General features: G+C 58.4%; 27 protein-coding genes. 10 read left to right on the top strand and 17 right to left on the bottom strand.

Going from position 1 to position 21,390, the window contains the following annotated elements:
* Nucleotides 1–5: 5 nt before the first annotated feature.
* From flgJ to flgB, 9 genes are all read right to left on the bottom strand, one after another.
* Nucleotides 6–944 carry a flagellar assembly peptidoglycan hydrolase FlgJ gene (flgJ, locus tag ACR6A7_RS09590; protein WP_434124645.1) on the bottom strand — a complete coding sequence of 313 codons (939 nt, stop codon included), beginning with the start codon at nucleotides 942–944 and terminating at the stop codon, nucleotides 6–8.
* Between the two features lie 2 nt (nucleotides 945–946).
* A complete protein-coding gene (locus ACR6A7_RS09585; RefSeq protein ID WP_434124644.1) occupies nucleotides 947–2,047 on the bottom strand; it encodes a flagellar basal body P-ring protein FlgI in 1,101 nt (366 codons plus the stop codon).
* Between the two features lie 19 nt (nucleotides 2,048–2,066).
* The gene (locus tag ACR6A7_RS09580; protein ID WP_434124687.1) at nucleotides 2,067–2,729 is read right to left on the bottom strand and encodes a flagellar basal body L-ring protein FlgH; all 663 of its coding nucleotides are present in this window, start codon (nucleotides 2,727–2,729) and stop codon (nucleotides 2,067–2,069) included.
* Nucleotides 2,730–2,840: 111 nt separating this feature from the next.
* Nucleotides 2,841–3,623, bottom strand: coding sequence for a flagellar basal-body rod protein FlgG (gene flgG, locus ACR6A7_RS09575; protein ID WP_120452019.1), 783 nt, complete (start codon nucleotides 3,621–3,623; stop codon nucleotides 2,841–2,843).
* A 15-nt stretch (nucleotides 3,624–3,638) separates the two neighbouring features.
* A complete protein-coding gene (locus ACR6A7_RS09570; RefSeq protein WP_033750975.1) occupies nucleotides 3,639–4,397 on the bottom strand; it encodes a flagellar basal body rod protein FlgF in 759 nt (252 codons plus the stop codon).
* A 20-nt stretch (nucleotides 4,398–4,417) separates the two neighbouring features.
* The gene (flgE, locus tag ACR6A7_RS09565; protein ID WP_434124643.1) at nucleotides 4,418–5,635 is read right to left on the bottom strand and encodes a flagellar hook protein FlgE; all 1,218 of its coding nucleotides are present in this window, start codon (nucleotides 5,633–5,635) and stop codon (nucleotides 4,418–4,420) included.
* A 26-nt stretch (nucleotides 5,636–5,661) separates the two neighbouring features.
* Nucleotides 5,662–6,333: a flagellar hook assembly protein FlgD gene (gene flgD / locus ACR6A7_RS09560; RefSeq protein ID WP_434124642.1), complete on the bottom strand. Its 672-nt coding sequence runs from the start codon at nucleotides 6,331–6,333 to the stop codon at nucleotides 5,662–5,664.
* A 12-nt stretch (nucleotides 6,334–6,345) separates the two neighbouring features.
* Entirely contained in the window at nucleotides 6,346–6,750 is a 405-nt protein-coding gene (gene flgC, locus ACR6A7_RS09555; RefSeq protein WP_033789486.1) for a flagellar basal body rod protein FlgC, read from the bottom strand.
* A 2-nt stretch (nucleotides 6,751–6,752) separates the two neighbouring features.
* The gene (gene flgB, locus ACR6A7_RS09550; RefSeq protein ID WP_033750987.1) at nucleotides 6,753–7,166 is read right to left on the bottom strand and encodes a flagellar basal body rod protein FlgB; all 414 of its coding nucleotides are present in this window, start codon (nucleotides 7,164–7,166) and stop codon (nucleotides 6,753–6,755) included.
* Nucleotides 7,167–7,320: 154 nt separating this feature from the next.
* On the opposite strand from flgB, the gene flgA reads away from it, so the two are divergent.
* The 3 genes from flgA to flgN all read left to right on the top strand — a co-directional run bounded on the left by flgA (nucleotide 7,321) and on the right by flgN (nucleotide 8,823).
* On the top strand, nucleotides 7,321–7,980 hold the full coding sequence (gene flgA, locus ACR6A7_RS09545) for a flagellar basal body P-ring formation chaperone FlgA (RefSeq protein WP_434124641.1): 660 nt from the start codon (nucleotides 7,321–7,323) through the stop codon (nucleotides 7,978–7,980).
* A gap of 103 nt (nucleotides 7,981–8,083) precedes the next feature.
* A complete protein-coding gene (flgM, locus tag ACR6A7_RS09540) occupies nucleotides 8,084–8,386 on the top strand; it encodes a flagellar biosynthesis anti-sigma factor FlgM (protein ID WP_434124640.1) in 303 nt (100 codons plus the stop codon).
* A gap of 5 nt (nucleotides 8,387–8,391) precedes the next feature.
* Nucleotides 8,392–8,823: a flagellar export chaperone FlgN gene (flgN, locus tag ACR6A7_RS09535; protein ID WP_434124639.1), complete on the top strand. Its 432-nt coding sequence runs from the start codon at nucleotides 8,392–8,394 to the stop codon at nucleotides 8,821–8,823.
* Nucleotides 8,824–8,908: 85 nt separating this feature from the next.
* Here the strand turns inward: flgN and ACR6A7_RS09530 are convergent, their stop codons facing one another.
* The 7 genes from ACR6A7_RS09530 to rimJ form a co-directional block, all read right to left on the bottom strand.
* Nucleotides 8,909–9,478, bottom strand: coding sequence for a hypothetical protein (locus ACR6A7_RS09530; RefSeq protein ID WP_434124638.1), 570 nt, complete (start codon nucleotides 9,476–9,478; stop codon nucleotides 8,909–8,911).
* Nucleotides 9,475–9,783 (bottom strand): tlde1 domain-containing protein, encoded by a 309-nt coding sequence (locus tag ACR6A7_RS09525; protein WP_434124686.1) that lies wholly within the window; start codon nucleotides 9,781–9,783, stop codon nucleotides 9,475–9,477. Before ACR6A7_RS09525 ends, ACR6A7_RS09530 begins: the two co-directional genes overlap by 4 nt.
* A 70-nt stretch (nucleotides 9,784–9,853) precedes the next feature.
* A complete protein-coding gene (gene tssD, locus ACR6A7_RS09520; protein ID WP_434124637.1) occupies nucleotides 9,854–10,339 on the bottom strand; it encodes a type VI secretion system tube protein TssD in 486 nt (161 codons plus the stop codon).
* Between the two features lie 611 nt (nucleotides 10,340–10,950).
* A complete protein-coding gene (murJ, locus tag ACR6A7_RS09515; RefSeq protein WP_434124636.1) occupies nucleotides 10,951–12,489 on the bottom strand; it encodes a murein biosynthesis integral membrane protein MurJ in 1,539 nt (512 codons plus the stop codon).
* A gap of 120 nt (nucleotides 12,490–12,609) precedes the next feature.
* On the bottom strand, nucleotides 12,610–13,530 hold the full coding sequence (locus ACR6A7_RS09510; protein WP_434124635.1) for a Gfo/Idh/MocA family protein: 921 nt from the start codon (nucleotides 13,528–13,530) through the stop codon (nucleotides 12,610–12,612).
* 1 nt (nucleotide 13,531) lies between these two features.
* Entirely contained in the window at nucleotides 13,532–14,161 is a 630-nt protein-coding gene (locus tag ACR6A7_RS09505) for a YceH family protein (RefSeq protein ID WP_434124634.1), read from the bottom strand.
* A 13-nt stretch (nucleotides 14,162–14,174) separates the two neighbouring features.
* Nucleotides 14,175–14,765, bottom strand: coding sequence for a ribosomal protein S5-alanine N-acetyltransferase (rimJ, locus tag ACR6A7_RS09500; RefSeq protein WP_434124633.1), 591 nt, complete (start codon nucleotides 14,763–14,765; stop codon nucleotides 14,175–14,177).
* Between the two features lie 242 nt (nucleotides 14,766–15,007).
* Between rimJ and grxB the strand changes: the two genes are divergently transcribed.
* From grxB to solA, 7 genes are all read left to right on the top strand, one after another.
* On the top strand, nucleotides 15,008–15,655 hold the full coding sequence (grxB, locus tag ACR6A7_RS09495; RefSeq protein ID WP_434124632.1) for a glutaredoxin 2: 648 nt from the start codon (nucleotides 15,008–15,010) through the stop codon (nucleotides 15,653–15,655).
* Nucleotides 15,656–15,764: 109 nt separating this feature from the next.
* Nucleotides 15,765–16,328, top strand: coding sequence for a lipoprotein (locus ACR6A7_RS09490; RefSeq protein WP_434124631.1), 564 nt, complete (start codon nucleotides 15,765–15,767; stop codon nucleotides 16,326–16,328).
* A gap of 269 nt (nucleotides 16,329–16,597) precedes the next feature.
* Nucleotides 16,598–17,644, top strand: coding sequence for a dihydroorotase (pyrC, locus tag ACR6A7_RS09485; protein WP_434124630.1), 1,047 nt, complete (start codon nucleotides 16,598–16,600; stop codon nucleotides 17,642–17,644).
* Between the two features lie 68 nt (nucleotides 17,645–17,712).
* Nucleotides 17,713–17,958, top strand: coding sequence for a DNA damage-inducible protein I (gene dinI, locus ACR6A7_RS09480; RefSeq protein WP_033751014.1), 246 nt, complete (start codon nucleotides 17,713–17,715; stop codon nucleotides 17,956–17,958).
* A 145-nt stretch (nucleotides 17,959–18,103) separates the two neighbouring features.
* Nucleotides 18,104–18,373: a hypothetical protein gene (locus ACR6A7_RS09475; RefSeq protein ID WP_434124629.1), complete on the top strand. Its 270-nt coding sequence runs from the start codon at nucleotides 18,104–18,106 to the stop codon at nucleotides 18,371–18,373.
* A gap of 222 nt (nucleotides 18,374–18,595) precedes the next feature.
* Nucleotides 18,596–18,853: a biofilm formation regulator BssS gene (gene bssS, locus ACR6A7_RS09470; RefSeq protein ID WP_033751022.1), complete on the top strand. Its 258-nt coding sequence runs from the start codon at nucleotides 18,596–18,598 to the stop codon at nucleotides 18,851–18,853.
* Nucleotides 18,854–18,950: 97 nt separating this feature from the next.
* Nucleotides 18,951–20,069 (top strand): N-methyl-L-tryptophan oxidase, encoded by a 1,119-nt coding sequence (gene solA, locus ACR6A7_RS09465; RefSeq protein WP_434124628.1) that lies wholly within the window; start codon nucleotides 18,951–18,953, stop codon nucleotides 20,067–20,069.
* Between the two features lie 40 nt (nucleotides 20,070–20,109).
* On the opposite strand, the gene trhO is transcribed toward solA, so the two are convergent.
* On the bottom strand, nucleotides 20,110–21,159 hold the full coding sequence (gene trhO, locus ACR6A7_RS09460; protein ID WP_434124627.1) for an oxygen-dependent tRNA uridine(34) hydroxylase TrhO: 1,050 nt from the start codon (nucleotides 21,157–21,159) through the stop codon (nucleotides 20,110–20,112).
* Between the last annotated feature and the right edge of the window lie 231 nt (nucleotides 21,160–21,390).

The raw sequence follows: 21,390 nt of genomic DNA, 5'->3' as shown, positions 1-21,390 counted from the left end.
AGCCGCTAGAAGAGATCGTTTAAATCTTTGCTGTACGCCTTCACCACTTTCTCACCCATGTTCTTGAATTGCTGAATCATTCCCACCAGCTTCTGCGCATACTTAGGATCGGTAGCGTAACCGGCGGCCTGCAGCGCGTGTGCGCCCTGCTCGGCAGTCTGCGCGCTGGTGACGGCGGCGTAGCGCGGGTTGTTCGAGAGCAGTTTGACGTAGTCGGTAAGCGCCTCGAAATAGGAGTGGTAGACGCGGAAACTGGCGCGCACCTTCTTCGCCTCGCCCCGCTCATACTCGGTGGTCATGATATCGGTGGTTTCGCCCGTCCAGTTACCGCTCGCCTTGATGCCAAAGACGTTGTAGCTCGGCTTGCCGTCACGGGTCAGGATCTGGCGCTGGCCCCAGCCCGATTCCAGCGCTGCCTGCGCCAGAATCAGGTGGTGCGGAATGCCGCTTTCAGCGCTGGCGGCCTGCGCCGGCTGCGCCAGCTGGGCGATAAACTCGCTGCTGTCGGCAGGCAGGTTGGTCGGCGAGACCGGCAGGCGCGGCACCGCTTTGCGCACTATCTGCTCCAGCTGGCTGGAGGCCGCCGCGCTGTAGATGAAGCTGTCGTCGAGCGGCATCGGCACGGTGCCGGCGCGCTCGTCGGGCTCCTGCGCCGGCTGCATCTGCCTGACGATAAGATCGGCCATGCCCAGACCGCGCTTGCCAATCTCTTGCGCAATCTGCTGATCGTACATCGAGGTAAACATTTTGGTCGATTCGTTGCTGAAGATGCCGTCCTGCGGCAGCGCTTCGCGCATGCTCTTCATCATCATCTGCACAAACATGCCCTCAACCTGTTTCGCCACCTGCAGCGCCTTGCCTTTCGGGTCGGTGCTGGCTTCGCGCTTCAGGTCGTTCAGCGAGCGGCTGTCAAAGGCCGCCCTCATCAGCGATTGCGTATCCATCGTCAGATAATTTCCAGTCTGGCGCGCAGGCAGCCCGCGCTCTCCATCGATTGCAGGATCGACATCAGCTCGATTGGCGAGGCGCCTAAGGCGTTAAGCGCGCGCACCACGTTGTTCAGGTTGGCGCTGGCGCTGACGCGCTGCAGCGCGCCGCCGCTCTGGCGCAGATCGATCTGCGTCTGCGGCGTCACCACCGTCTGACCGCCGCCAAACGGCGTATTCGGCTGGCTGACGTTCTGCGACTGGTTGACCGTGACCGACAGGTTGCCCTGCGCCACCGCACAGGTGCTCAGCGTCACTTCGCGGTTCATCACCACCGACCCGGTGCGCGAGTTGATGATCACTTTGGCGTCTTCAATCGGAATCGAAACGTCGATATTCAGGATCTCCGCCAGCATACGCACCTGGGAGCTGTTGTTCGGCGAAACGCGCACCTGCACGGTACGGGCGTCAAGCGCCGTCGCCTGGCCGTAGCCGCCGCGTCCGTTGATGGCGTCGGCGATGCGCTGCGCCATGGAGAAATCTTCGTTGTTCAGCTGCAGGTTAAGGGTGTTCTGGCTGCCGAAGTTGCTTTGCAGTTCGCGCTCAACGGTGGCGCCACCGGTAATACGGCCGCCGTTAAGCTGGTTGACCTGCACGCTGCTGCCGCCTGCGGACGCACCCGCACCGCCCACCAGAATATTGCCCTGTGCCAGCGCGTAGACCTGGTTGTCGACGCCTTTCATTGGCGTCATGATCAGGGTGCCGCCGCGCAGGCTTTTGGCGTTGCCCAGCGAGGAGACCACCACGTCGATGGTCTGCCCCTGACGGGCGAAGGCGGGCAGCTGCGCCGTTACCATGACCGCCGCGACGTTTTTCAGCTGCATGTTGGTGCCCTGCGGCACGGTAATGCCGAGCTGGGAGAGCATGTTGCTGACGGTTTGCGTGGTAAACGGCGTCTGGGTGGTCTGGTCACCGGTGCCGTCGAGGCCCACGACCAGGCCATAGCCAATCAGCTGGTTATCGCGCACGCCCTGCACGCTGGCCAGATCGCGAATGCGATCCGCGTGGGCGCTGAGGCAGAGGCCGAGCGTCAGGCTCAGGCCGAGCAGTAAACTTTTCACACTTTTCATCATGACCTCATTACATCGGCGAGATGTTCAGGAAGAAACGCTGGAACCAGCCCATGGTCTGCGCTTCATTAATATATCCATTGCCGACATATTCGATGCGGGCATCCGCCACCGCCGTCGACAGTACCGAGTTGCTGGCGCTGATCGTGCGCGGGTTCACCACGCCAGAGAAGCGAATAAACTCGGTGCCCTGGTTAATCTCGATCTGCTTCTCGCCGACCACGCGCAGGTTGCCGTTCGACAGCACCTGGTTCACGGTGACGGTAATGGTGCCGGTAAAGGTGTTGTTGGCGGTTGCGCCGCCTTTGCCAGCGAAATCGTTTTTGCCATTGGCGCCCAGGTTGGCTTTTGAGCCGTCTGCGCCCACCAGGCCGTTCAGACCGGTCGGAATAGCGTCGAGGCCGAAGTTGGCGCTGCCGTCGCGCGATGCGTTTGCAGAAGAGCTCTTGCTGGCGCTGACGTTTTCCTGCAGGACGATAGTGAGCGTATCGCCAATATTACGCGGGCGACGATCCTCAAACAGCGGCTGATAGCCGTAGTTGAGCGGCGCGACGCCTTGAAAAATAGAGCCGTTGACCACCGGCGGCGCGGAAGGCAGCGGCTGCGCCGTTGTTGCCCCTTCCACCAGCGGCGTGCGCGGCACTAACGCACAACCGTTAAGGGTCAGCAGCATTGTTGCCACCAACCAATGTCCAGGCTTTATGTTCAGTTGCTTCGCCACGGAGTCACGACCTTTTAGATGTGTTGACTACAGGCCAGCCAGCGCTGGCCCTGATAACCGACATTAAATCTGCGTTAATTTCTGCAGCATTTGGTCGGAGGTGCTAATTGCCTTGCTGTTGATTTCATAAGCGCGCTGCGTCTGGATCATGGTGACCAGCTCTTCCGCCACGTTGACGTTAGAGGTTTCCACATAGCCCTGATAAAGCAGACCCGCACCGTTCTGGCCCGGCGTGCTCTGGGTCGGCGCGCCTGACGCCTGGGTTTCCTGGTAGAGGTTTTCGCCCATGCTGTCGAGACCGGCGTCGTTAATAAAGGTGCTGAGGGTCAACTGCCCCACCTGCGCCGGGTTGGTCTGGCCCTGCTGCGTCACGCTCACCACGCCGTCGCGCGAGATGGTGATGCTGGTGGCGTTGGCCGGGATCGTGATGCCTGGCTGCACCGGATAGCCGGCGTTGTTGACCAGCTGGCCGTTCTGGTCCACCTGGAATGAGCCGTCGCGGGTGTAGGCGGAGGTGCCGTCCGGCAGCTGCACTTCAAAATAGCCCTGGCCGTTAATGGCCACATCTTTGGAGTTGCTGGTCTGCGACAGGTTGCCCTGTGTGTGCAGGCGCTCGGTAGTGACCGGACGCACGCCGGTACCGATCTGCAGGCCCGACGGCAGCGTAGTCTGTTCGGAAGACTGGGTGCCCGGCTGACGCAGGGTCTGGTACATCAAATCTTCAAACACCGCGCGCGAACGTTTAAAGCCGTTGGTGCTGACGTTCGCCAGGTTGTTGGAGATAACGTCCATATTGGTTTGCTGGGCGTCAAGACCGGTTTTGGCGATCCATAAGGAACGAATCATCTTTTTTCCTCTGCCTTAGCTGCTCATGTTCAGCAGCTGGTTGGCTTTTTGTTCGTTTTCGTCGACGTTGGTGATGACTTTCATCTGCATCTCGAAACGTCGGGCGTTGGCGATCATATCGACCATGGTCTCTACCGGCTTGACGTTGCTGCCCTCCAGCACGCCCGGCATGACCTGTACCGTGGCATCGGCGGCCAGCGCCGCGCCGCGCGTCGCCTGGGTCTGCTGGTTAGGACGGAACATGCCGTCGTCGCCGCGCTGCATCTCTTTGCCGGTCGCTTTCACCAGCTTCAGGCGGCCGATCTGCACCGTGGCGTTTGGCGCATCGCCCGCGTTACGCGAGGTGATGGTGCCGTCCGCCGCGATGGTCAGCTCGGCGCCCTGCGGCACCGCGATGGGGCCGCCGTCGCCCATGACGGGATTGCCCTGGACGGTCAGAATGCCGGTCGAGCTGATCTGCATATTGCCGTTGCGGGTATAGGCTTCGCTGCCGTCAGCGGTACGCACCGCCAGCCAGCCGTCCTGCCCCATCGCCACGTCCAGCGTGCGTCCGGTGTTGTCCATCGCGCCCTGGCTCATATCGGCGCCGGGCGTCGAGGCGGCGACCAGGGTGCGCGTCGGCAGCGACCAGCCGCTGACCGGCACCGCGCGCAGCGCATTGAGCTGCGCGCGAAAGCCCGGCGTTGAGGCGTTGGCGAGGTTGCTGGCCGTGACGGCCTGCTGATCCAGCGTCTGGCTGGCCGCGCCCATTGCGGTATATATCGCGTGATCCATAAAGCAATCCCGTTAGTGAATTAACGCAAGTTAACCAGGGTGTTGAGAATCTGGTCCTGAGTTTTGATGGTCTGGGCGTTCGCCTGATAGTTGCGCTGCGCCACGATCATGTTCACCAGCTCTTTGCTCATATCGACGTTCGACGCTTCCAGCGCGCCGGAGGTCAGCGAACCGTAGGTGCCGGTGTTCGCCAGGCCGATCGCCGCCTGACCAGAGGAGCTGGTAGCGGACCAGACGTTGTCGCCCTGCGACTGCAGCCCTTCCGGGTTAGAGAAGCTGGCCAGCACGATCTGGCCCAGCAGCTGAGTTTTCTGGTTGGAGTAGCTGCCGGTAATGGTACCGTCGTCGTTAATGGCGTAGCTGGTCAGGTCGCCCGGTGCGTAGCCATCCTGCGCCGGGTTGCCAAAGGTGGTGGCGCCGGTGTTCTGCTGCAGGCTGCCCAGCATGTTGAGCGAAATGGTTTGCCCCGCCGCCGCGCCGTTGGAGCCATTGATGGTCAGGTTAACGGTGGAGCCGGTGCCGCCGTTGATGCCAGTCAGTTTGCCGCTGTTGTCAAACGCCATGGTGAAATCACCCGCGCTGGTACCAGTCGTCGAATCGATCGCATGGACCGTCCATTTGTTATCGGCGGTTTTGACGAAATACATATCAAGGGTGTGATCGTTACCCTGCGAGTCATAGACCGTCATGGTGCTTTTGGCGTTACGGCTGTCGGCATTGCTGGCGCTGAACGGCGTCACGGTGGGAATGGCGCTGGTAGAGTTCAGGTTGGCTACCAGACTCCCGGTGGTGGTGGCGCGCGCCGACATCTGCGTGGTCGGAATGCTCAGCGCAACCGGGTTGGCACCGGTCTGCACCGTCGGCGGCGTGCCGCTGACCGGATAGCCGGTGACTTTCAGGCCCTGAGTGTTCACCAGGTTACGGTTCTCATCCAGCGTCAGCTGGCCGTTGCGCGAGTAGTAAACCGCGCCGCTGGTGTCAGTCATACGGAAGAAGCCGTTGCCGCTCAGCGCGACGTCGAGGCCGCGGCTGGTGGTGGTGGTGGCGCCATCGTTAAAGTTCTGGATCACCGCCGCCACCTTGGTGCCGAGGCCGACGTTTGAACCGGCGAACATATCGGCGAAGGCGATGGTGCTGGACTTAAAGCCCGCCGTCGCGGAGTTGGCGATGTTGTTGCCGATAACGTCCAGGTTGCTGGAGGCAGCGCCCAGGCCGCTCACCGCTTGGGAAAATGACATGTTTATTTCTCCTGTTTAGGGATGAATCAGAGAATCTGACGTACTTCATCAAGGGTTGCGGCGCCCATGGTGCCGAGATCCAGTTTGGTGGTGTTATTCGCCGTCGAGACGCCGTTGATGTAGGCGTAGTTGAGCGGCTGGGCCACCAGCTGCGTGCTGCCATTGCTGGCGGCGATTGAAACCGTATATTTGCCGTCCGGCGCGGTAGAGCTGTCCGCCAGGGTGCCGTCCCACGAGAAGGTATGCACGCCGGCCGAGAGCGCTCCCAGATCGATGGTGCGCACCACGTTGCCGCCGGCGTCTTTCACCGTGGCGGTGGTGGCGGTCGACGCGGTAGCCAGCTCGACGCCAAACGGCGTGGTGGTGCCTTTGCCGACCAGCACCTGCGAGCCGTTTACCATGACGCCGTGGCCGATCAGCGTCGAGCTCTGCAGCGACTGGCTGGTGCTGATCTGGCCGGAGATCGAACCCAGCGTGGTATTGAGTTTTTCAATGCCGCTCAGGGTGTTGATCTGCGCCAGCTGCGTGGTGAGCTGGCTGTTGTCCATCGGATTAGTGGGGTCCTGATTCTTTAACTGCGTGACCAGCATGGTCAGAAACTGGTTCTGCAGATCCTGCGCGCTGTTGCTGGTGCCGCTGCTGGAGGAGCTGAGGACCGTGGGGTCCAGCTTCTCATTAACGCCTACTGCAATGCCCATCTGTTATCTCCGTCAGGAACCCATCGTCAGGGTTTTCATCATCATTGATTTCACGGTGTTCAACACCTCGACGTTGGCCTGGTAGCTGCGCGACGCCGACATGGTGTTGACGGATTCCGCCACCACGTCCACGTTTGGCATCTTCACGTAGCCCTTGTCATCCGCCAGCGGATTACCCGGGTCGTACACCAGCTTTGCCGGAGAGGGATCGTCCAGCACCTGCGCCACTTTGACGCCGCCGGTCGCCGCGCCGGGCGCCGCATCGGTTTGAAACACCACCTGCTTCGCCACGTAAGGCTTGCCGTCAGGCCCGGTGACGCTGTCGGCGTTCGCCAGGTTGCTGGCGCTGACGTTGAGACGCTGGGATTGCGCGGTCATCGCTGACCCGGCAATGTCAAAAATATTCAGCAGTGCCATGTTTATTGCCCTTGTAACACGCTCATCATGCCCTTGATCTGGCTGCTGATGAGGGTGAGGTCGGTCTGGTACTTCAGACTGTTGTCCGCGAACTGGGTACGTTCGCGATCCATATCGACGGTGTTACCGTCGGCTGCAGGCTGATCGGGAATGCGATAGAGCAGGTTGGCCGACGCCGCCGAGTTGACCTGCGCTTCGATATGACGCGGCGAGGTAACCTTTAGCGACATACCGCTGCCTTCGGCGCGACCATTTTTCATTACCCGACTGAGCTCGCTGGCAAAGTCGATATCCCGCGCCTGATAGCCAGGGGTATCGGCGTTGGCAATGTTTGACGCCAGGATCTCCTGACGTTGAGCACGCAGATTGAGGGCTTCAGTGCCGAACTGCAGCGCCGCATCCAGTTTGTCGAGCATGCTTCCTCCGCTAATGAGAATTTCGAGCGGACAGCTTATGCGGAGAAAAGCAATAGCCATCGTCTGAATAACGTTAAAAACCACGGCTATTTTTCGGCTTGATTTTGTCGCGACGCGAGTACACTCGTCGCCATTAGCAGCAAGGAGTCATTTGATGCGTAACATTACCGCCCTGTTGGCCAGCCTGCTGGCGCTGTTCGCCCTGCCCGCCGACGCCGCCGATCTTTCCGCCCAGCTAACGGGTTTCTTTCAGGCTCGCGACGCGCAGCATGCGGCGGGCATGACGGTGGAGATTAAGACGCCACAGGCGCAGTGGCCGACCTGCGACGCGCCGCAGTTCAGCCTGCCTGGCAATAGCCGCCTGTGGGGCCCCATGAGCGTGGCCGCTACCTGCGGCGATACGCGACGTTTTCTTCAGGTACAGGTGCAGGTTACCGGCCAGTATCTGGTGGCGACGCGCCTGCTGGCGCGCGGCTCGACCGTCAGCGCCGACGATTTTCGTTTGCAGAGCGGCCGTCTCGATACCCTGCCGGCGCGCGCCATGCTGGACGCCGGTTCGGTCGCGGATGCGGTGGTGCTGCGCGATATTCAGCCGGGCCAGCCGGTGACGCTGTCGATGATGCGTCAGCCGTGGCGCGTGAAGGCGGGTCAGAGCGTAATGGTGATCGCCAGCGGCGAAGGCTTTAACGCCAGCGGCGAAGGCAAAGCGTTAAACAATGCGATTCTGGCGCAGTCGGTGCGCGTGCGCATGGGCAACGGTCAGGTGGTGAGCGGGAAAGTGGATGCGGATGGGAATATTCTGATATCGCTATAAGGCGCTAAAGAACACTGTTTTTCTGCCGATAGAGAAATCAATTAAGCGATTACGCTATTCTGATTCAGGTGGCAGTTTCCCCTGACCGTACAGGAGCCCGAATATGAGCATCGACAGAACGCAACCTCTGAAGCCCGTCGCGACCGTGCAGACCCGTGAAAGCAATGAGTCTGCAACCGGTAAAACGCGCCAGGCGTCGAACGCTACCGCAACCACGCCCGCCGCTGCTCAGGTCAGCCTGAGCAATGCGCAGTCACAGCTGACCCAGCCGGGCAGCCAGGACATTAACGTGGCGCGCGTCGAACAACTGAAAAACGCCATTCGCAATGGCGAACTGAAAATGGATACCGGCAAGATCGCCGATGCGCTGATTGCCGACACTAAGGCGTATTTAGAGGGTAAATAATCCCCATGATCAACCTGTTGACCACACTAGATAAGATGCAGGAAGTGCTTTCCTCGCTGTCGAACATTCTCGAAGAGGAGCAGCACCAACTGGCCGCGGGCAGGATTAACAATAATCTGCTGCAGCGCATTACCGAAGATAAAAGCGCGCTGCTGGCGACGCTCAGCTATCTTGACGAGATGCGTCGCAGCACCGAGCGGCAGCTCGGCACCCAGGCGCCTTATGCTGGTCACAGTGATATGACGCGCCGCTGGCAGAGTATCGGCCTGATGACGCGTCGCTTAAACGACGCCAATACCCACAACGGTCTGCTGCTCACTCAGCAGATCCGCTTTACCGAAGAGGCGCTGACCGTGCTTAAGCCGCATCAGACCCAGGCATTTTACGGCCCGGACGGGCTGGGTAAAGGTCAGGCGACGCTAAGCCGGAAGGCATAACATTCAAAGCCGGATAGCGCAAATCCGGCTTTTCCCTCTGAATTTAAGCATACTGCATCACCGGTTGGCGCTTCCTGACGGCCTTTCATCGTGAAATTTCATCAAAAGAGTAAGACCTGAGCCCCCATTTTATTCGACCGCGTTTTTCATCATTTAACACCTCATCGACAACGCCATTAACCAGCGAAAGGCATTGCGCGCCCTGTTGCCCTGTCGTCTTAAGACTTTTATTCGCCCTTTCAGCATACTCCAGAAACGAAGGCTTATTATAAACAACGGGGTCAGGCAACGTCGCGCAGACCGAGTTGCTGCCTATTCTGTCAGTATCACTATCCTGGTCTTGCTGGCTGATATAGCTATCAATCTTATTTAAAGTCTCAAGGGTCTCAGCAGGCGCTGACAGTAACGCACTGACCAGCGCGTCCCGCAGTGCAATACTTTGAACCGAATTAATTTTGCCGGATAGAGCAGGCGTGAATGCTATAAATACTTTTTCGCCCTCAGAAACGCCGCTAACAAACGTGTTAAAACAGTGCTGATCGGTCAAAATTATTTTCTCACCTAAAATCGCCCTGCAGCGGTTTGTATTGGCAAAATTAGCAGCTGAGTAGATAAGCAAAATGGAGGTCATGATAAACAGAGATTGTTTTTTCATCTTATCACTTCTAGCGTTCTGTCCGATGAGAGAGCTATGAGACGGCGAGTGTGATAATCCAGAATTATGCATCCCTCAGAAGCCCATCCCGCCGGAGGCGCGATGCGCTCTCCATGGATACGAAAAGCGCTACGGCCATAACTTTCGCCCGATGTTTGTATTAACGTTATAGTTAATGGTCCTTTAGAATGCGTATAACCGCCGATATGATACATTCTCTGGGGTAACGGGCCTAATCCGTGGACCTGCTGGCGATCAGGGTTATTTTTGTTAGTCATCCTTCCCGCATACCCCTGTTCAATCATTTCGCCGTTATGAAACAATTCTCCTGTGCTTTACTTATATATCCATGCCATACCTTTTCCATCTCCTTTATCAAGCCCTGACTCGCCAACTGTCAGCGTGCAATATATTCCCGTCAACATAATGTGAAGTTAACTTTTCATAGGATAAGGCAATAGATTCAACAGGCTCTATCGCTGATCCGTAGCGACTTTTAATATCGTACATTAATGTTGCGTTAGAGCAGCCCTGAACACCTTCTAAAAACAGGGTGAAATAGTGTTCCTCCTGCCCATTATCATGAATTCTGTAATAATGAAACTTAGCGGATTTTAGCTTTTCACCGTTAGTCAGCGCTTTTAATAAAGAGGGTGTAGATGAATCAATAACTTTATCAAAGTAGAGTGGCTGATGGCACCTCGCACTAGCGCTTTTCCCTGTATATGGTTCAACCGGAACCTCGGTCAGACTCATTACAGACAAGACCTCTATGCTGTTTTCTCTTCCTGAAACGTCAGCAGAACCTTTTATTAAATTACCCGCATCATCATACAGCCATGCATATACTGGTATAGCCATTCCCCTTTCCTCTTTTAACGGCCTGATTACAGACTATAAAGATAAAAAGGTGTGGGCTAAAACAGTCTCGTCAAAAATTCATGGTCGTTTGATACTGATTAACTTAACCGCATGAAAAAAATGAAAACAAAAAAACTGCGAGAGAGGCTCATTAAAATCAATATACATATTTTATTACTGGAACAGGTTAAACATAGATTTTACTTGCACTACTGCACAGGCTGCTATGTCTGCATTGTCAGATGTACAAAAAAATCGCCCTAAGACGTAATGCCAGCCAGTTAAGCATGGGATGATAACGTAGTCTGGTGCCGCTCAGGGGCGGGCGGTCCTCGCGCCGCTAACGCGATACCTTCACGCTATTCGCCTGCCTGACGGACCGGTGGGGCTGGAACGTCCCTGTTCCAGCCCCACCTTTCGCCCGCATCCCTGCGGGCTCTCCTGGCAGACTCACTCTGTTCAGCGCTGCGAAATGCCAAACCTGAGCGGCACCAGCCTGCCTGCCAGCTTCCGTGTGCGCTGTTAGAAAAGGACTATGAGAAAGGCCGCTATTTTAAAAAATAGCGGCCTTAACTGGCAAGCATAACGCCAGAAAGCGGGATTTTGCTGTTTTACGCGTGCGCCCGGCGCGCATAGTCGCGCAGCCGGAAGCCGAGCAGCCCCAGCGTCAGGAAGTAGGCGCCGCCGCCCACCGCGCAGACCGCCGCCAGACGCAGCAGACGCCAGACCATCGCGCCCTCTTCCCACGCTGGCATCACATAAAGAATGCCCACTAGCGCCGCCGCCATCACGATGACCGCAATCACCAGACGCAGAAGGAAACTCGTCCAGCCCGGCTGCGGCTGAAAAATCTTTTTCTTACGCAGCTGCCAGTAGAGCAGCGCGGCGTTGAGACAGGCCGCCAGGCCAATTGAGAGCGACAGACCGGCATGCTTCAGCGGGCCGATAAAGGCCAGGTTCATAAGCTGCGTCATCACCAGGGTAATCATGGCGATCTTCACCGGCGTTTTGATGTCCTGACGCGAGTAGAACCCCGGCGCCAGCACCTTCACCACGATCAGCCCCATCAGCCCCACCGAATAGGCGATCAGCGCGCGCTGCGTCATCAGAGCGTCGAAGGCGGTGAACTTGCCGTACTGGAACAGCGCGATGGTAAGCGGACCGGAGAGAATGCCCAGCGCCACCGCGCTCGGCAGCGCCAGCAAAAAGCAGAGGCGCAGGCCCCAGTCCATCAGGCGGGAATATTCATCGTGATTGCCGCTGGAAAAGCTTTTCGCCAGCGACGGCAGCAAAATGGTGCCGAGCGCCACGCCCAGTACGCCCGACGGAAACTCCATCAGGCGATCGGCGTAATACATCCAGGAGACCGAGCCGGAGACGAGAAACGAGGCGAAGATAGTATTGATAATCAGCGAAATCTGGCTGACGGAAACGCCGAGGATCGCCGGCCCCATCTGACGCATCACGCGCCAGACGCCCGCATCCTTCAGGTTAATGCGCGGCAGCACCAGCATGCCGATCTTCTTCAGGTGCGGCAGCTGGTAGAAAAGCTGCAGCATGCCGCCTGCCACCACCGCCCACGCCAGCGCCATCACCGGCGGATGGAAATGCGGCGCGGCAAAAAGCGCAAAGCCGATCATGCTGATGTTCAGCAGCGTCGGCGCGAAGGCGGGAACGGAAAAACGGTTCCAGGTATTGAGGATCGCGCCCGCCAGCGAGGCCAGCGAAATCAGCAAAATATAGGGAAAAGTGACCCGCAGCAGCGCGCTGGTGAGTGCGAACTTATCGGCGGTATCGGCAAAGCCGGGCGCGGTAACCAGAATCACCCAGGGCGCAGCGACCATCCCAGCGAGAGTCACCAGCGCCAGCGCCAGCGTCAGCAGGCCAGAGACGTAGGCGATAAAGAGCCGCGTCGCCTCTTCGCCCTGCTTGCTTTTATACTCGGCGAGGATCGGCACGAACGCCTGCGAAAAAGCGCCTTCGGCGAAAATACGCCGCAGCAGGTTCGGCAGCTTAAAGGCGACGAAAAAGGCGTCGGTGGCCATCCCGGCACCGAACACCCGCGCCACAATGGCGTCACGGGCAAAACCCAATACGCGGGAAAACAGGGTCATGGAACTGACCGCTGCCAGCGATTTCAACAGATTCATAATTGGCGCGCGTCCTGAAAAGAGTCGGCAAAATGAGCTACTTAGCGCGGGCGCCCAGCGGCGCCCGGCGATAGTCTACTGCCACGGCGGGAAATGACCAGCGCGGAGTGTTACAAGGCGTTATTCCTTCTCCGCCTCGCGCCACATCTTTTCCACCACGCGCTGCGCCAGCAGCGCCTGTTCGCCGCCTGTTTCAGGCATCGTCTGATTTTGCACGCACTGGATAAAATGGTGCGCCGCGCCGCTAAAGCCGCGCTGGGTCAGATGGCTTTGCCAGCCGGGCGGCGGATCGCTGCGCACGCCGTCGCCGCGCTCCTCCTGCCAGTCGCGCATCTCCAGCACGTCGATGCAGCGGCCGTCGCCGACCAGGCTTACGCGCTCGCGCTGGCTGCCCGCGCGGCGATGCATGCTGGTGGCGATCTGCACGGCGCCGGCGGTGAAGTGGTGCTCGGCATAGAGCATTTCGCCCTGCTCGTTGGTGTGGATGTAGCCATGACGCTGGACGGCGCGATCGCCCGCCAGCCAGAGCGCGGTATCCACCACGTGCAGATAGTCATCGAGCAGCGTAAAGCGCAGATCGTGCGGCCCCACGCTGTCGCTGCGGTGTTTCTCCACGCGCAGGCTGGCGGCCTGCGGCATCGCCAGCCGCAGCTGCTGATAGCGCGGCGCAAAGCGGCGGTTAAAGCCCACCATCAGCTTGCGTCCGCGCTTTTCCGCCAGCGCCACCAGCGCCTCGGCCTGGCTGAAATTATCGGCCAGCGGCTTATCCACCAGCACATCTTTTCCCGCCAGCAGCAGCGCTTTGACAACCTCGTAGTGGGTAGCGGTGCTGGTGTGAACGAACACCGCGTCGCAGGCGTCCGCCAGCGCGTTCAGCGAGGAGAAACAGGCCATACGGTAGCTGTCGCACACCCTCTGCGCCTTCTGCTGATTCGGCGAGAAGCCGCCGACCAGCGTCCAGCTTTCCGCCTGTCCCAGCACCGGCAGCCAGGCTTTCTGCGCAATCGAACCCAGTCCAACCACGCCAATTCGCAGCGTCATCTCAGCCTCCTTTATGCAGCAGCGTCTGCACCAGCGCCTGTAACGCGGCGACCGACTGCTCCAGCACGGCGACGCGCGCGCTGAGATCGCTGTTATCGTCCAGCGGCGTTTGCGCCAGGCTGACGGCCTGATTGTCGCCAAACAGATGCAGGTAGCGGCTTTCGCGTTTGCCCGGCTCGCGCGGCAGGCGCGTCACCATCTCGCGCTCGGTCAGGCCAGCCAGCACGCTTTCCACTTCCTCAACGTCGGCAAACTCGTGCAGTCTGCCGCTGCGCGTGCGCAGCTCGCCCGGCGTTTGCGCGCCGCGCAGGAACAGCAGCGTCAGAATCGCCACCTCGGCGCTGCTGAGCTGCAGGTTGCCGAAGGTCGAATTGCAGAAGCGCTGCTCATACTTCGCCACGCGCTGCCCGAAGCCGCTGTTGGCCGTCGCCAGATGCTTTTTCGTCAGCCGATCGAGCTCCTCCTGCACGTCGCTTTCGGTCAGGTTCATCACCGGCTCGCGGTTCGACTTCTGGTTGCAGGCGGTCACCACCGCATTCAGCGATAGCGGATACTGCTCCGGCGTGGTGACCTGCTTCTCCAGCAGGCAACCCAAAACACGCAACGCCAGCGGCGAAAGCGCCATTTTCATTCCGATCTCCTTATTAGCCGCGCCGATCCGGCGTCCACTCCTGACGGGTCAGCGCGGTCAACACGTGATCCTGCCAGCGGCCGTCGATTAACAGATAGTCTTTCGCATAACCCTCTTTTTCAAAGCCGAGGCGCGCCAGCAGCGCACCGCTGCGCTGATTATGCGGCATGTAGTTCGCCATAATGCGGTGGATATTCTGCTGGCGTTGCATATAGCGAATGGCGGCCTGCAGCGCTTCAAACATCAGCCCCTGTCCTTGCCACTTTTCGCCCAGCGAATAGCCGAGGTAGCAGGCGTGGAAGGAGCCGCGCAGCACGTTGCTGAAGTTGGCGACGCCGCGCACTTCAGACTCGTCGGGATCCATCAGAATGAAATAGTAGGCGGAGCCGCTTTTCTGCATATCGGCGATCAGGCTCAGGCGCGCCTGCCAGCCGGAGGGATAACAGTGGCTCTCGTCGCGCACCGGTTCCCAGGGTTTTAAGAAGGCGCGGTTTTCGGCGTAGTAATCCGCCAGTCGCCAGGCGTCGCGCTCGTGAACCAGACGCACCACCAGGCGATCGGTGGTTAATCGCACCCTGGGCGCGGCAGAACGATAGCCAAACATCATGACTCCTGAAATCTGAGGCTTAAGGAAAGCGGTGCTAATAACATAGCTTTCACTATAACCGCCGCCCCTGCTGCGGTAAAATATTCGTTAACAACCAGTATGAAACGCGTTGATTTTATTTTGCAAATCCCGGCCCGCTCGCGGCATAGGTTTGCCCTCGCCCGGAATCTCTTCCATACTTCCGACACGCCCTCAATCAGGGTGACGCCCGTCGCCCTGACTATCATAAGGAGACCGGGATGAAACTCTACATCTACGACCACTGCCCCTTTTGCGTCAAAGCGCGCATGATTTTCGGCCTGAAAAACCTGCCGGTAGAGCTTATCGTGATGCTTAATGATGACGAAGCGACGCCGAAAAAGCTGGTGGGGCAGAAGGTCGCGCCCATTCTGCAAAAAGATGACGGCAGCGCAATGCCGGAAAGCCTCGATATTGTGCGCTTTATTGATAAAAGCGACCGGGAGCCGCTGCTGAACGGCAAAATCAATCCGGCGATCGGCGACTGGCTGCGCAGCGTCAACGACTACGTTAATAAGCTGCTGCTGCCGCGCATCGCGGACGCCGCCTTCGCCGAATTCGCCACGCCAGAGGCGCGTGACTATTTCCGCCAGAAGAAAGAGGCGGCGATCGGCGATTTCGCCGAGCTGAAGAGCCATGCGCCAGGCCTGATCAAAAAGGTCAGCGACGATCTGCGCCAGCTCGACAAGCTGATTGTCAAACCCAACGCGGTCAACGGCGAGCTGTCGGAAGATGATATCCACCTCTTTCCGCTGCTGCGTTCGCTGACGCTGGTAGCCGGCATCGACTGGCCGAGCCGCGTGGCCGACTATCGCGACAACATGGCGAAGCAGACGCAGGTCAACCTGCTCTCCTCTATCGCCCTCTGATCCGGTTTGATGAGAGGCGCGCCGGCGTTTCTCATCGCCTTTTTAATGACACCTCATCTGCATTCAGGCACCCTAGGCGCTGCATGAGCATCAACTGGATGAGGACAAAATGAAAAAGGCATTTCTGGGGCTGACGGCCCTGTTTTTCGCCGTGCTGGTTAGCGGCTGCAATCAGCTGACGCAGTACACCATCAGCGAGCAGGAAGTGAATCAGGCGCTGGCGAAGCACAACAATTATGAAAAAGATATCGGTGTCGCTGGCCTGGTGAACGCCCATATCCTGCTGACCGACCTCAGCAGCCAGATTGGCCGCGAGGAGCCGGACCGCGTCACGCTGACCGGCAGGGCGAAAATCAACGTCAGTTCGCTGTTTGGCCCGCAGGAAGCGGATATGCAGCTGAAAATGAAGGCGCAGCCGGTATTCGACGCGCAGCAAGGCGCCATCTATCTGCGCGATCTGGAGATCGTCGACGCGCAGGTGCAGCCGGAAAAAATGGCCGCGGTGATGAAAAGCCTGACGCCCTATCTGAATCAGTCGCTGAAAAGCTACTTCAATCAGAAGCCGGCCTATGTCTTGAGCGTCGATCGCAGCAAAGGCGAGGCGCTGGCGAAGAAATTCGCTAAGGGCCTTCAGGTCGAGCCTGGCCAGCTGGTGATTCCGTTTACGCAGTGACAAGGTGCAGGCGTGGGTGACATGGCCCGATCGCAAAGACGCAAAAGCGCCATCCCTGGCGGCTCGTCCCGCGCAGTCCCTTGCGCGGGACGCTTTGCTCTTCGGTCCATGTCACCCGCGCTGTAAGCTCATCTGCGGTCTGGCGCCGTGCCCGCTGTTCTTTTCCCCCTCCCTGCAAGAAAAGAAGTGCAAACGGTTGCCCGACACCTTATGCTTTGTACCCGGCCAAAACGCGCCTCTACGTTTCCTGACTAGCCGGAGCTTCACTGATGACTGCACACCCTCAGCAACTTACTATCCGCCGCCCTGACGACTGGCATATTCACCTGCGCGACGACGCGATGCTGAATACGGTCCTGCCCTATACCAGCGCGGTTAACGGACGTGCCATCGTGATGCCCAACCTGGTGCCGCCGGTCACCAGCGTCGCTGCCGCCGTCGCCTACCGCGACCGCATCCTGGCCGCGCTGCCCGCGGAACATCGCTTCACCCCGCTGATGACCTGCTACCTTACCGACTCGCTCGATCCCAGTGAGATCGAACAGGGCTTCAATGCGGGCGTGTTTACCGCCGCGAAACTCTACCCGGCGCATGCCACCACCAACTCCAGCCACGGCGTCACCCATATCGCCGCCATCAGCAGCGTGCTGGAGCGGATGCAGAAGATCGGCATGCCGCTGCTGATTCATGGCGAAGTCACCCACGCCGACATCGATATTTTCGACCGTGAGGCGCGCTTTATCGACAGCGTCATGGAGCCGCTGCGCAAAACCTATCCGGAACTCAAAATCGTCTTTGAGCACATCACGACGCGCGAAGCCGCGCAGTACGTCGAGGCGGGCAATGACAAGCTGGGCGCCACTATTACGCCGCAGCACCTGATGTTCAACCGCAACCATATGCTGGTTGGCGGCGTGCGCCCGCACCTCTACTGCCTGCCGATCCTCAAGCGCAACGTCCATCAGGAGGCGCTGCGCAGAGTGGTTGCCAGCGGCCATCCGCGCTTCTTCCTCGGCACCGACACCGCGCCGCATCTGCGCCATCTTAAAGAGGCGAGCTGCGGCTGCGCGGGCGTTTTCAACGCGCCGACGTCGCTGCCCGCCTACGCTACCGTTTTCGAAGAGCTGGACGCCCTGGCGCACCTGGAAGCGTTCTGCTCGGAGAACGGCCCGCGCTTTTACGGCCTGCCGCTGAATGAAGGGAGCGTGACGCTGGTGCGCGAACCCTGGAAAGTCGAAGAGAGCATCAGCATGGGCGAGCACGCGCTGGTGCCCTTCCTCGCCGGCGAAACCCTGAACTGGCGCGTGAAAAACTGATTGCGCTTTCGCTTGCCTCCGGCCGGAATATACTGTAAATATATACAGCATCTAATCCGGAGGCTGCTATGCGTGTTGAAATTACCGTTGCGAAAACGTCCCCGCTTCCGTCCGGCGCAATGGAAGCGCTGACGGCAGAACTTTCCCGCCGTATCGATGAAGAATTTCCCGACGGCCAGAACCATGTCAAGGTGCGCTATGCCACCGCGAACCAGCTCAGCGTGCTGGGCGGCGGTAAAGAGACGCGCGATCGAATCAGCGATATTTTACAGGAAACCTGGGAAAGCGCTGACGACTGGTTCATTACCGATTAACCGCCACTGCGCAGTTTTTGCCGGGTGTCGCCATCCGGCTTTTTTATCGCTCTCTCCCCTCGCCATAACTTTTTCCTGCATCTAGACTCTGATCGATCAATCGCCTATTCTTGCGCTCGTTATGCTTAACAGGAGGTGAGATGAAATGATGACAGACAACCCGGAAGAGGCCATGACCTTCGGTGAACTGCTGGCGCTGATTGCCGATCAGCAACGTCGCCTGACGGTGCTGGAAAGCGCCTTCTCCAGCCTGACCCTCTGCCTCGACGAGCGCGCCGCTCAGCTGCTGGTGCATCATCTGACGCTTGAGGCACAAAATCAGAATCACGACGAACCGCTGCAGCAACACTTTTCTCGCCTGGCACTGACGCTGCAAAAGCCTCACAGCGTACAGCAGGCGGACCCACTGGCCTGATTTTTTACTGCTGCGCGAGCGCGTTAAAAAACTGCCTGATGCGTCAGGCATTTTATTTTTTTTAATCGTTTTTTTAACGCCGAATATTTTGCTCACTTTTTGTTCTCCGCACATTTTAATCGGATAGAACGCTTTTTCTGTTATAATTGTCTCGCTATCGGATAAAAAAGCCGCATTGAACCTCATCATGCACTTCGTTTAACGAGTAATAAGGAGGTTATAATGGACAGTAATCATAAAGACGTTATTCAAACTCACCCGCTGGTGGGCTGGGATATCAGTACCGTAGACAGCTACGACGCTATGATGATCCGTTTGCATTCGCTCTCCTCGCAGGATCAAAAAGAAGAAGAAGCAGACGTCGGACCGACCTACTGGCTGACAACAGACGTGGCAAGACAATTTATTTCTATTCTTGAAGCTGGCATTGCCAAGATCGAATCGGCCGAGCAAATGGAGCGTTACCAGTCCAAACATTAGTCTCCGCCAGATGAACGGGCACCCTCAGGGGTGCCTTTTTCATTTCTGATTCTGGTATGCTGCTGGGCGTGTTACGGCTTTCAGGAGTTATCCTTCAATGATTTATGATCTGATTGTGGTGGGCAGCGGATCCGTTGGCGCCGCCGCGGGTTTTTACGCCACCCAGGCGGGCCTGTCGGTGTTGATGATCGATTCCAGCCATCCGCCGCATACCCAGGGCGCGCATCATGGCGAAACGCGGCTGATCCGTCACGCCTACGGCGAGGGCGAACGCTATGTTCCGCTGGTACTGCGCGCGCAGGCGCTCTGGGACGAGCTGGAACAGCAGGCTGGCGAACGCATCATGCACCGTAGCGGCATTATTAACCTTGCGCCCCAACACTCTGAATTTATTCGCAACGTCATCGACAGCGCGCAGGCCTGGCAGCTGGAGATAGAGCTGCTGCAGGCGGAGGAGGTGCGCCAGCGCTGGCCGCAGATCAGCGTGCCGGATGGCTATATCGGCGTGTTCGAACCGCAGTCGGGCTACCTGAAGTGCGAGCAGGCGGTGCGCAGCTGGATCGCCCTCGCCGAGAAGGCGGGCTGCGCGCAGCTGTTTAACTGCGGCGTGTCGCAAATTGGTCGCGACGGCGATCTGCAGCAGGTGGTCACGGCAGACGGTACCTTCCGCGCGCGTAAGATGCTGATCAGTGCCGGTACCTGGGTTGGCAAGCTGGTGCCAGATTTACCGATCAAGCCGACGCGTAAAATATTCGCCTGGTATCAGGCCGATGGCCGCTATAGCGAAAACAATAAGTTTCCGGGCTTTACGGTAGAGATGGAGAACGGCAGCCACTTTTACGGCTTTCCGGCGGATAACAACGCGCTGAAAGTGGGACGTCACGACGGTGGCCAGCCAATGCGCCAGCCGGAGGACCGCAAACCCTTCGGGAGTTTTGCGGAAGATGGCAGCGACGCCTTTGCGTTTCTGCGTAAATTCCTGCCTGGCGTCGGGGTCTGTCTGCACGGCGAAGCCTGCAGCTACGACATCAGCCCGGATGAAGACTTTATTATCGATACCCTGCCGGACGAGCCGAATCGGCTGATTATCACCGGCCTGAGCGGACATGGATTCAAGTTCGCCAGCGTGCTGGGGGAGCTGGCGACAGAGTTCGCGCTTGATAAACCTTTTTCGTTTGATCTCACGCCCTTCTCACTCGCTCGCTTTACCCGCTAAGCGATAAAAAGCCTGACGCATGCGCGTCAGGCTCAGGCGGTTACTCTTTCTCCGGCATCGGGATTGCCATGGTCAGCCGGCCGCGCGACTTATTGAAGATCTTATTGCCGTTTTCACGACCGGCGCGGCGCGCGCGCTGCTCTTCCGGCGACAGCTGCGCCTCTTCCATACAGAGCGGGCTGCAGCAGTTGTGGAACTTCTCGGCGCAGCTCGGGCACTGAATAAAAAGCAGATGGCAGCCGTCGTTGACGCAGTTGGTGTGCGTATCGCATGGCGCACCGCACTGATGGCACTGCGACAGCACATCGTCGGAGATGCGCTCGCCCATGCGCTCATCGAAGACAAAATTCTTACCCCTGAAGCGCACCGGCAGGCCCTGCTCGCGCGCGCGACGCGCATACTCGATTATGCCACCTTCGATATGGTAAACATCGTCGAAACCGTTATGACGCATCCAGGCGCTCGCCTTCTCGCAGCGAATGCCGCCGGTGCAGTACATCACGATTTTTTTATCTTTCTGCTCCTGCAGCATCTCAACCGCCATCGGCAGCTGATCGCGGAAGGTGTCAGCCGGGATCTCCATCGCATTATCGAAACGGCCCACTTCATATTCGTAGTGGTTGCGCATATCGACGAATACCGCGTCGGGATCGTCCAGCATTGCGTTGACTTCTGCCGCTTTCAGGTAGGTGCCGACGTCACTGGCGTCGAAGCTCTCATCTTCAATACCGTCCGCTACGATGCGGTCACGCACCTTCAGGCGCAGCACCCAGAAAGATTTGCCGTCGTCGTCGAGCGCGATATTCATGCGCAGATTGTTCAGCGCCGGATCGAAGCCATACAGATAGTCTTTCATCTTCTCATAGAGGCTGGCGGGGACGCTGATCTGCGCGTTGATCCCCTCTTTGGCCACGTAGACGCGGCCAAAGACCTTGAGTTCGGTCAGGCCAAGATAGAGGGCGTCGCGAAAGGCTTTGGGATCGGCGATGTGAAAATATTTGTAGAACGAGACGGTCGTGCGCGGTTCGGTTTCCGCCAGCATGCGCGCCTTCAGCTCTTTATTGTTAACAAGGTTATGTAACACTGGCATGGTGTTCGTTCCTGTCTGGGATAAAAAATTGCGCGGCACATGATACAGCAATGGGCCAGGATGCAAAGAGAATTGATCTGGATCGCTTTTTATTCACCCGTTCAGGCGCGCTTCTTTTCAACTGGAGGTATGCGCAATCGCCCTGCATTTATTTCAGCGCAGAAGAAAAGCTGGCACAATAGGGGAAAATCAACGAGATATTGGCGCCATCAGGCGCATGACGCAGGATAA

Origin of the sequence: Pantoea phyllosphaerae (genome assembly GCF_051025595.1) — a bacterium.
Lineage (GTDB): Bacteria > Pseudomonadota > Gammaproteobacteria > Enterobacterales > Enterobacteriaceae > Pantoea.
Note: the sequence above shows the minus strand (reverse complement) of the source record. Positions and strands in the feature narration are given on the sequence as shown.

Excerpts from the sequence above, each read along its gene's own strand:
- flgJ (WP_434124645.1), bottom strand. The coding sequence starts at position 944 with ATGGATACGCAATCGCTGATGAGGGCGGCCTTTGACAGCCGCTCGCTG.
- ACR6A7_RS09580 (WP_434124687.1), bottom strand. The coding sequence starts at position 2,729 with ATGCTGCTGACCCTTAACGGTTGTGCGTTAGTGCCGCGCACGCCGCTG.
- flgG (WP_120452019.1), bottom strand. The coding sequence starts at position 3,623 with ATGATTCGTTCCTTATGGATCGCCAAAACCGGTCTTGACGCCCAGCAA.
- ACR6A7_RS09570 (WP_033750975.1), bottom strand. The coding sequence starts at position 4,397 with ATGGATCACGCGATATATACCGCAATGGGCGCGGCCAGCCAGACGCTG.
- flgE (WP_434124643.1), bottom strand. The coding sequence starts at position 5,635 with ATGTCATTTTCCCAAGCGGTGAGCGGCCTGGGCGCTGCCTCCAGCAAC.
- flgD (WP_434124642.1), bottom strand. The coding sequence starts at position 6,333 with ATGGGCATTGCAGTAGGCGTTAATGAGAAGCTGGACCCCACGGTCCTC.
- flgC (WP_033789486.1), bottom strand. The coding sequence starts at position 6,750 with ATGGCACTGCTGAATATTTTTGACATTGCCGGGTCAGCGATGACCGCG.
- flgB (WP_033750987.1), bottom strand. The coding sequence starts at position 7,166 with ATGCTCGACAAACTGGATGCGGCGCTGCAGTTCGGCACTGAAGCCCTC.
- flgA (WP_434124641.1), top strand. The coding sequence starts at position 7,321 with ATGCGTAACATTACCGCCCTGTTGGCCAGCCTGCTGGCGCTGTTCGCC.
- flgM (WP_434124640.1), top strand. The coding sequence starts at position 8,084 with ATGAGCATCGACAGAACGCAACCTCTGAAGCCCGTCGCGACCGTGCAG.
- flgN (WP_434124639.1), top strand. The coding sequence starts at position 8,392 with ATGATCAACCTGTTGACCACACTAGATAAGATGCAGGAAGTGCTTTCC.
- ACR6A7_RS09530 (WP_434124638.1), bottom strand. The coding sequence starts at position 9,478 with ATGAAAAAACAATCTCTGTTTATCATGACCTCCATTTTGCTTATCTAC.
- ACR6A7_RS09525 (WP_434124686.1), bottom strand. The coding sequence starts at position 9,783 with ATGATTGAACAGGGGTATGCGGGAAGGATGACTAACAAAAATAACCCT.
- tssD (WP_434124637.1), bottom strand. The coding sequence starts at position 10,339 with ATGGCTATACCAGTATATGCATGGCTGTATGATGATGCGGGTAATTTA.
- murJ (WP_434124636.1), bottom strand. The coding sequence starts at position 12,489 with ATGAATCTGTTGAAATCGCTGGCAGCGGTCAGTTCCATGACCCTGTTT.
- ACR6A7_RS09510 (WP_434124635.1), bottom strand. The coding sequence starts at position 13,530 with ATGACGCTGCGAATTGGCGTGGTTGGACTGGGTTCGATTGCGCAGAAA.
- ACR6A7_RS09505 (WP_434124634.1), bottom strand. The coding sequence starts at position 14,161 with ATGAAAATGGCGCTTTCGCCGCTGGCGTTGCGTGTTTTGGGTTGCCTG.
- rimJ (WP_434124633.1), bottom strand. The coding sequence starts at position 14,765 with ATGTTTGGCTATCGTTCTGCCGCGCCCAGGGTGCGATTAACCACCGAT.
- grxB (WP_434124632.1), top strand. The coding sequence starts at position 15,008 with ATGAAACTCTACATCTACGACCACTGCCCCTTTTGCGTCAAAGCGCGC.
- ACR6A7_RS09490 (WP_434124631.1), top strand. The coding sequence starts at position 15,765 with ATGAAAAAGGCATTTCTGGGGCTGACGGCCCTGTTTTTCGCCGTGCTG.
- pyrC (WP_434124630.1), top strand. The coding sequence starts at position 16,598 with ATGACTGCACACCCTCAGCAACTTACTATCCGCCGCCCTGACGACTGG.
- dinI (WP_033751014.1), top strand. The coding sequence starts at position 17,713 with ATGCGTGTTGAAATTACCGTTGCGAAAACGTCCCCGCTTCCGTCCGGC.
- ACR6A7_RS09475 (WP_434124629.1), top strand. The coding sequence starts at position 18,104 with ATGATGACAGACAACCCGGAAGAGGCCATGACCTTCGGTGAACTGCTG.
- bssS (WP_033751022.1), top strand. The coding sequence starts at position 18,596 with ATGGACAGTAATCATAAAGACGTTATTCAAACTCACCCGCTGGTGGGC.
- solA (WP_434124628.1), top strand. The coding sequence starts at position 18,951 with ATGATTTATGATCTGATTGTGGTGGGCAGCGGATCCGTTGGCGCCGCC.
- trhO (WP_434124627.1), bottom strand. The coding sequence starts at position 21,159 with ATGCCAGTGTTACATAACCTTGTTAACAATAAAGAGCTGAAGGCGCGC.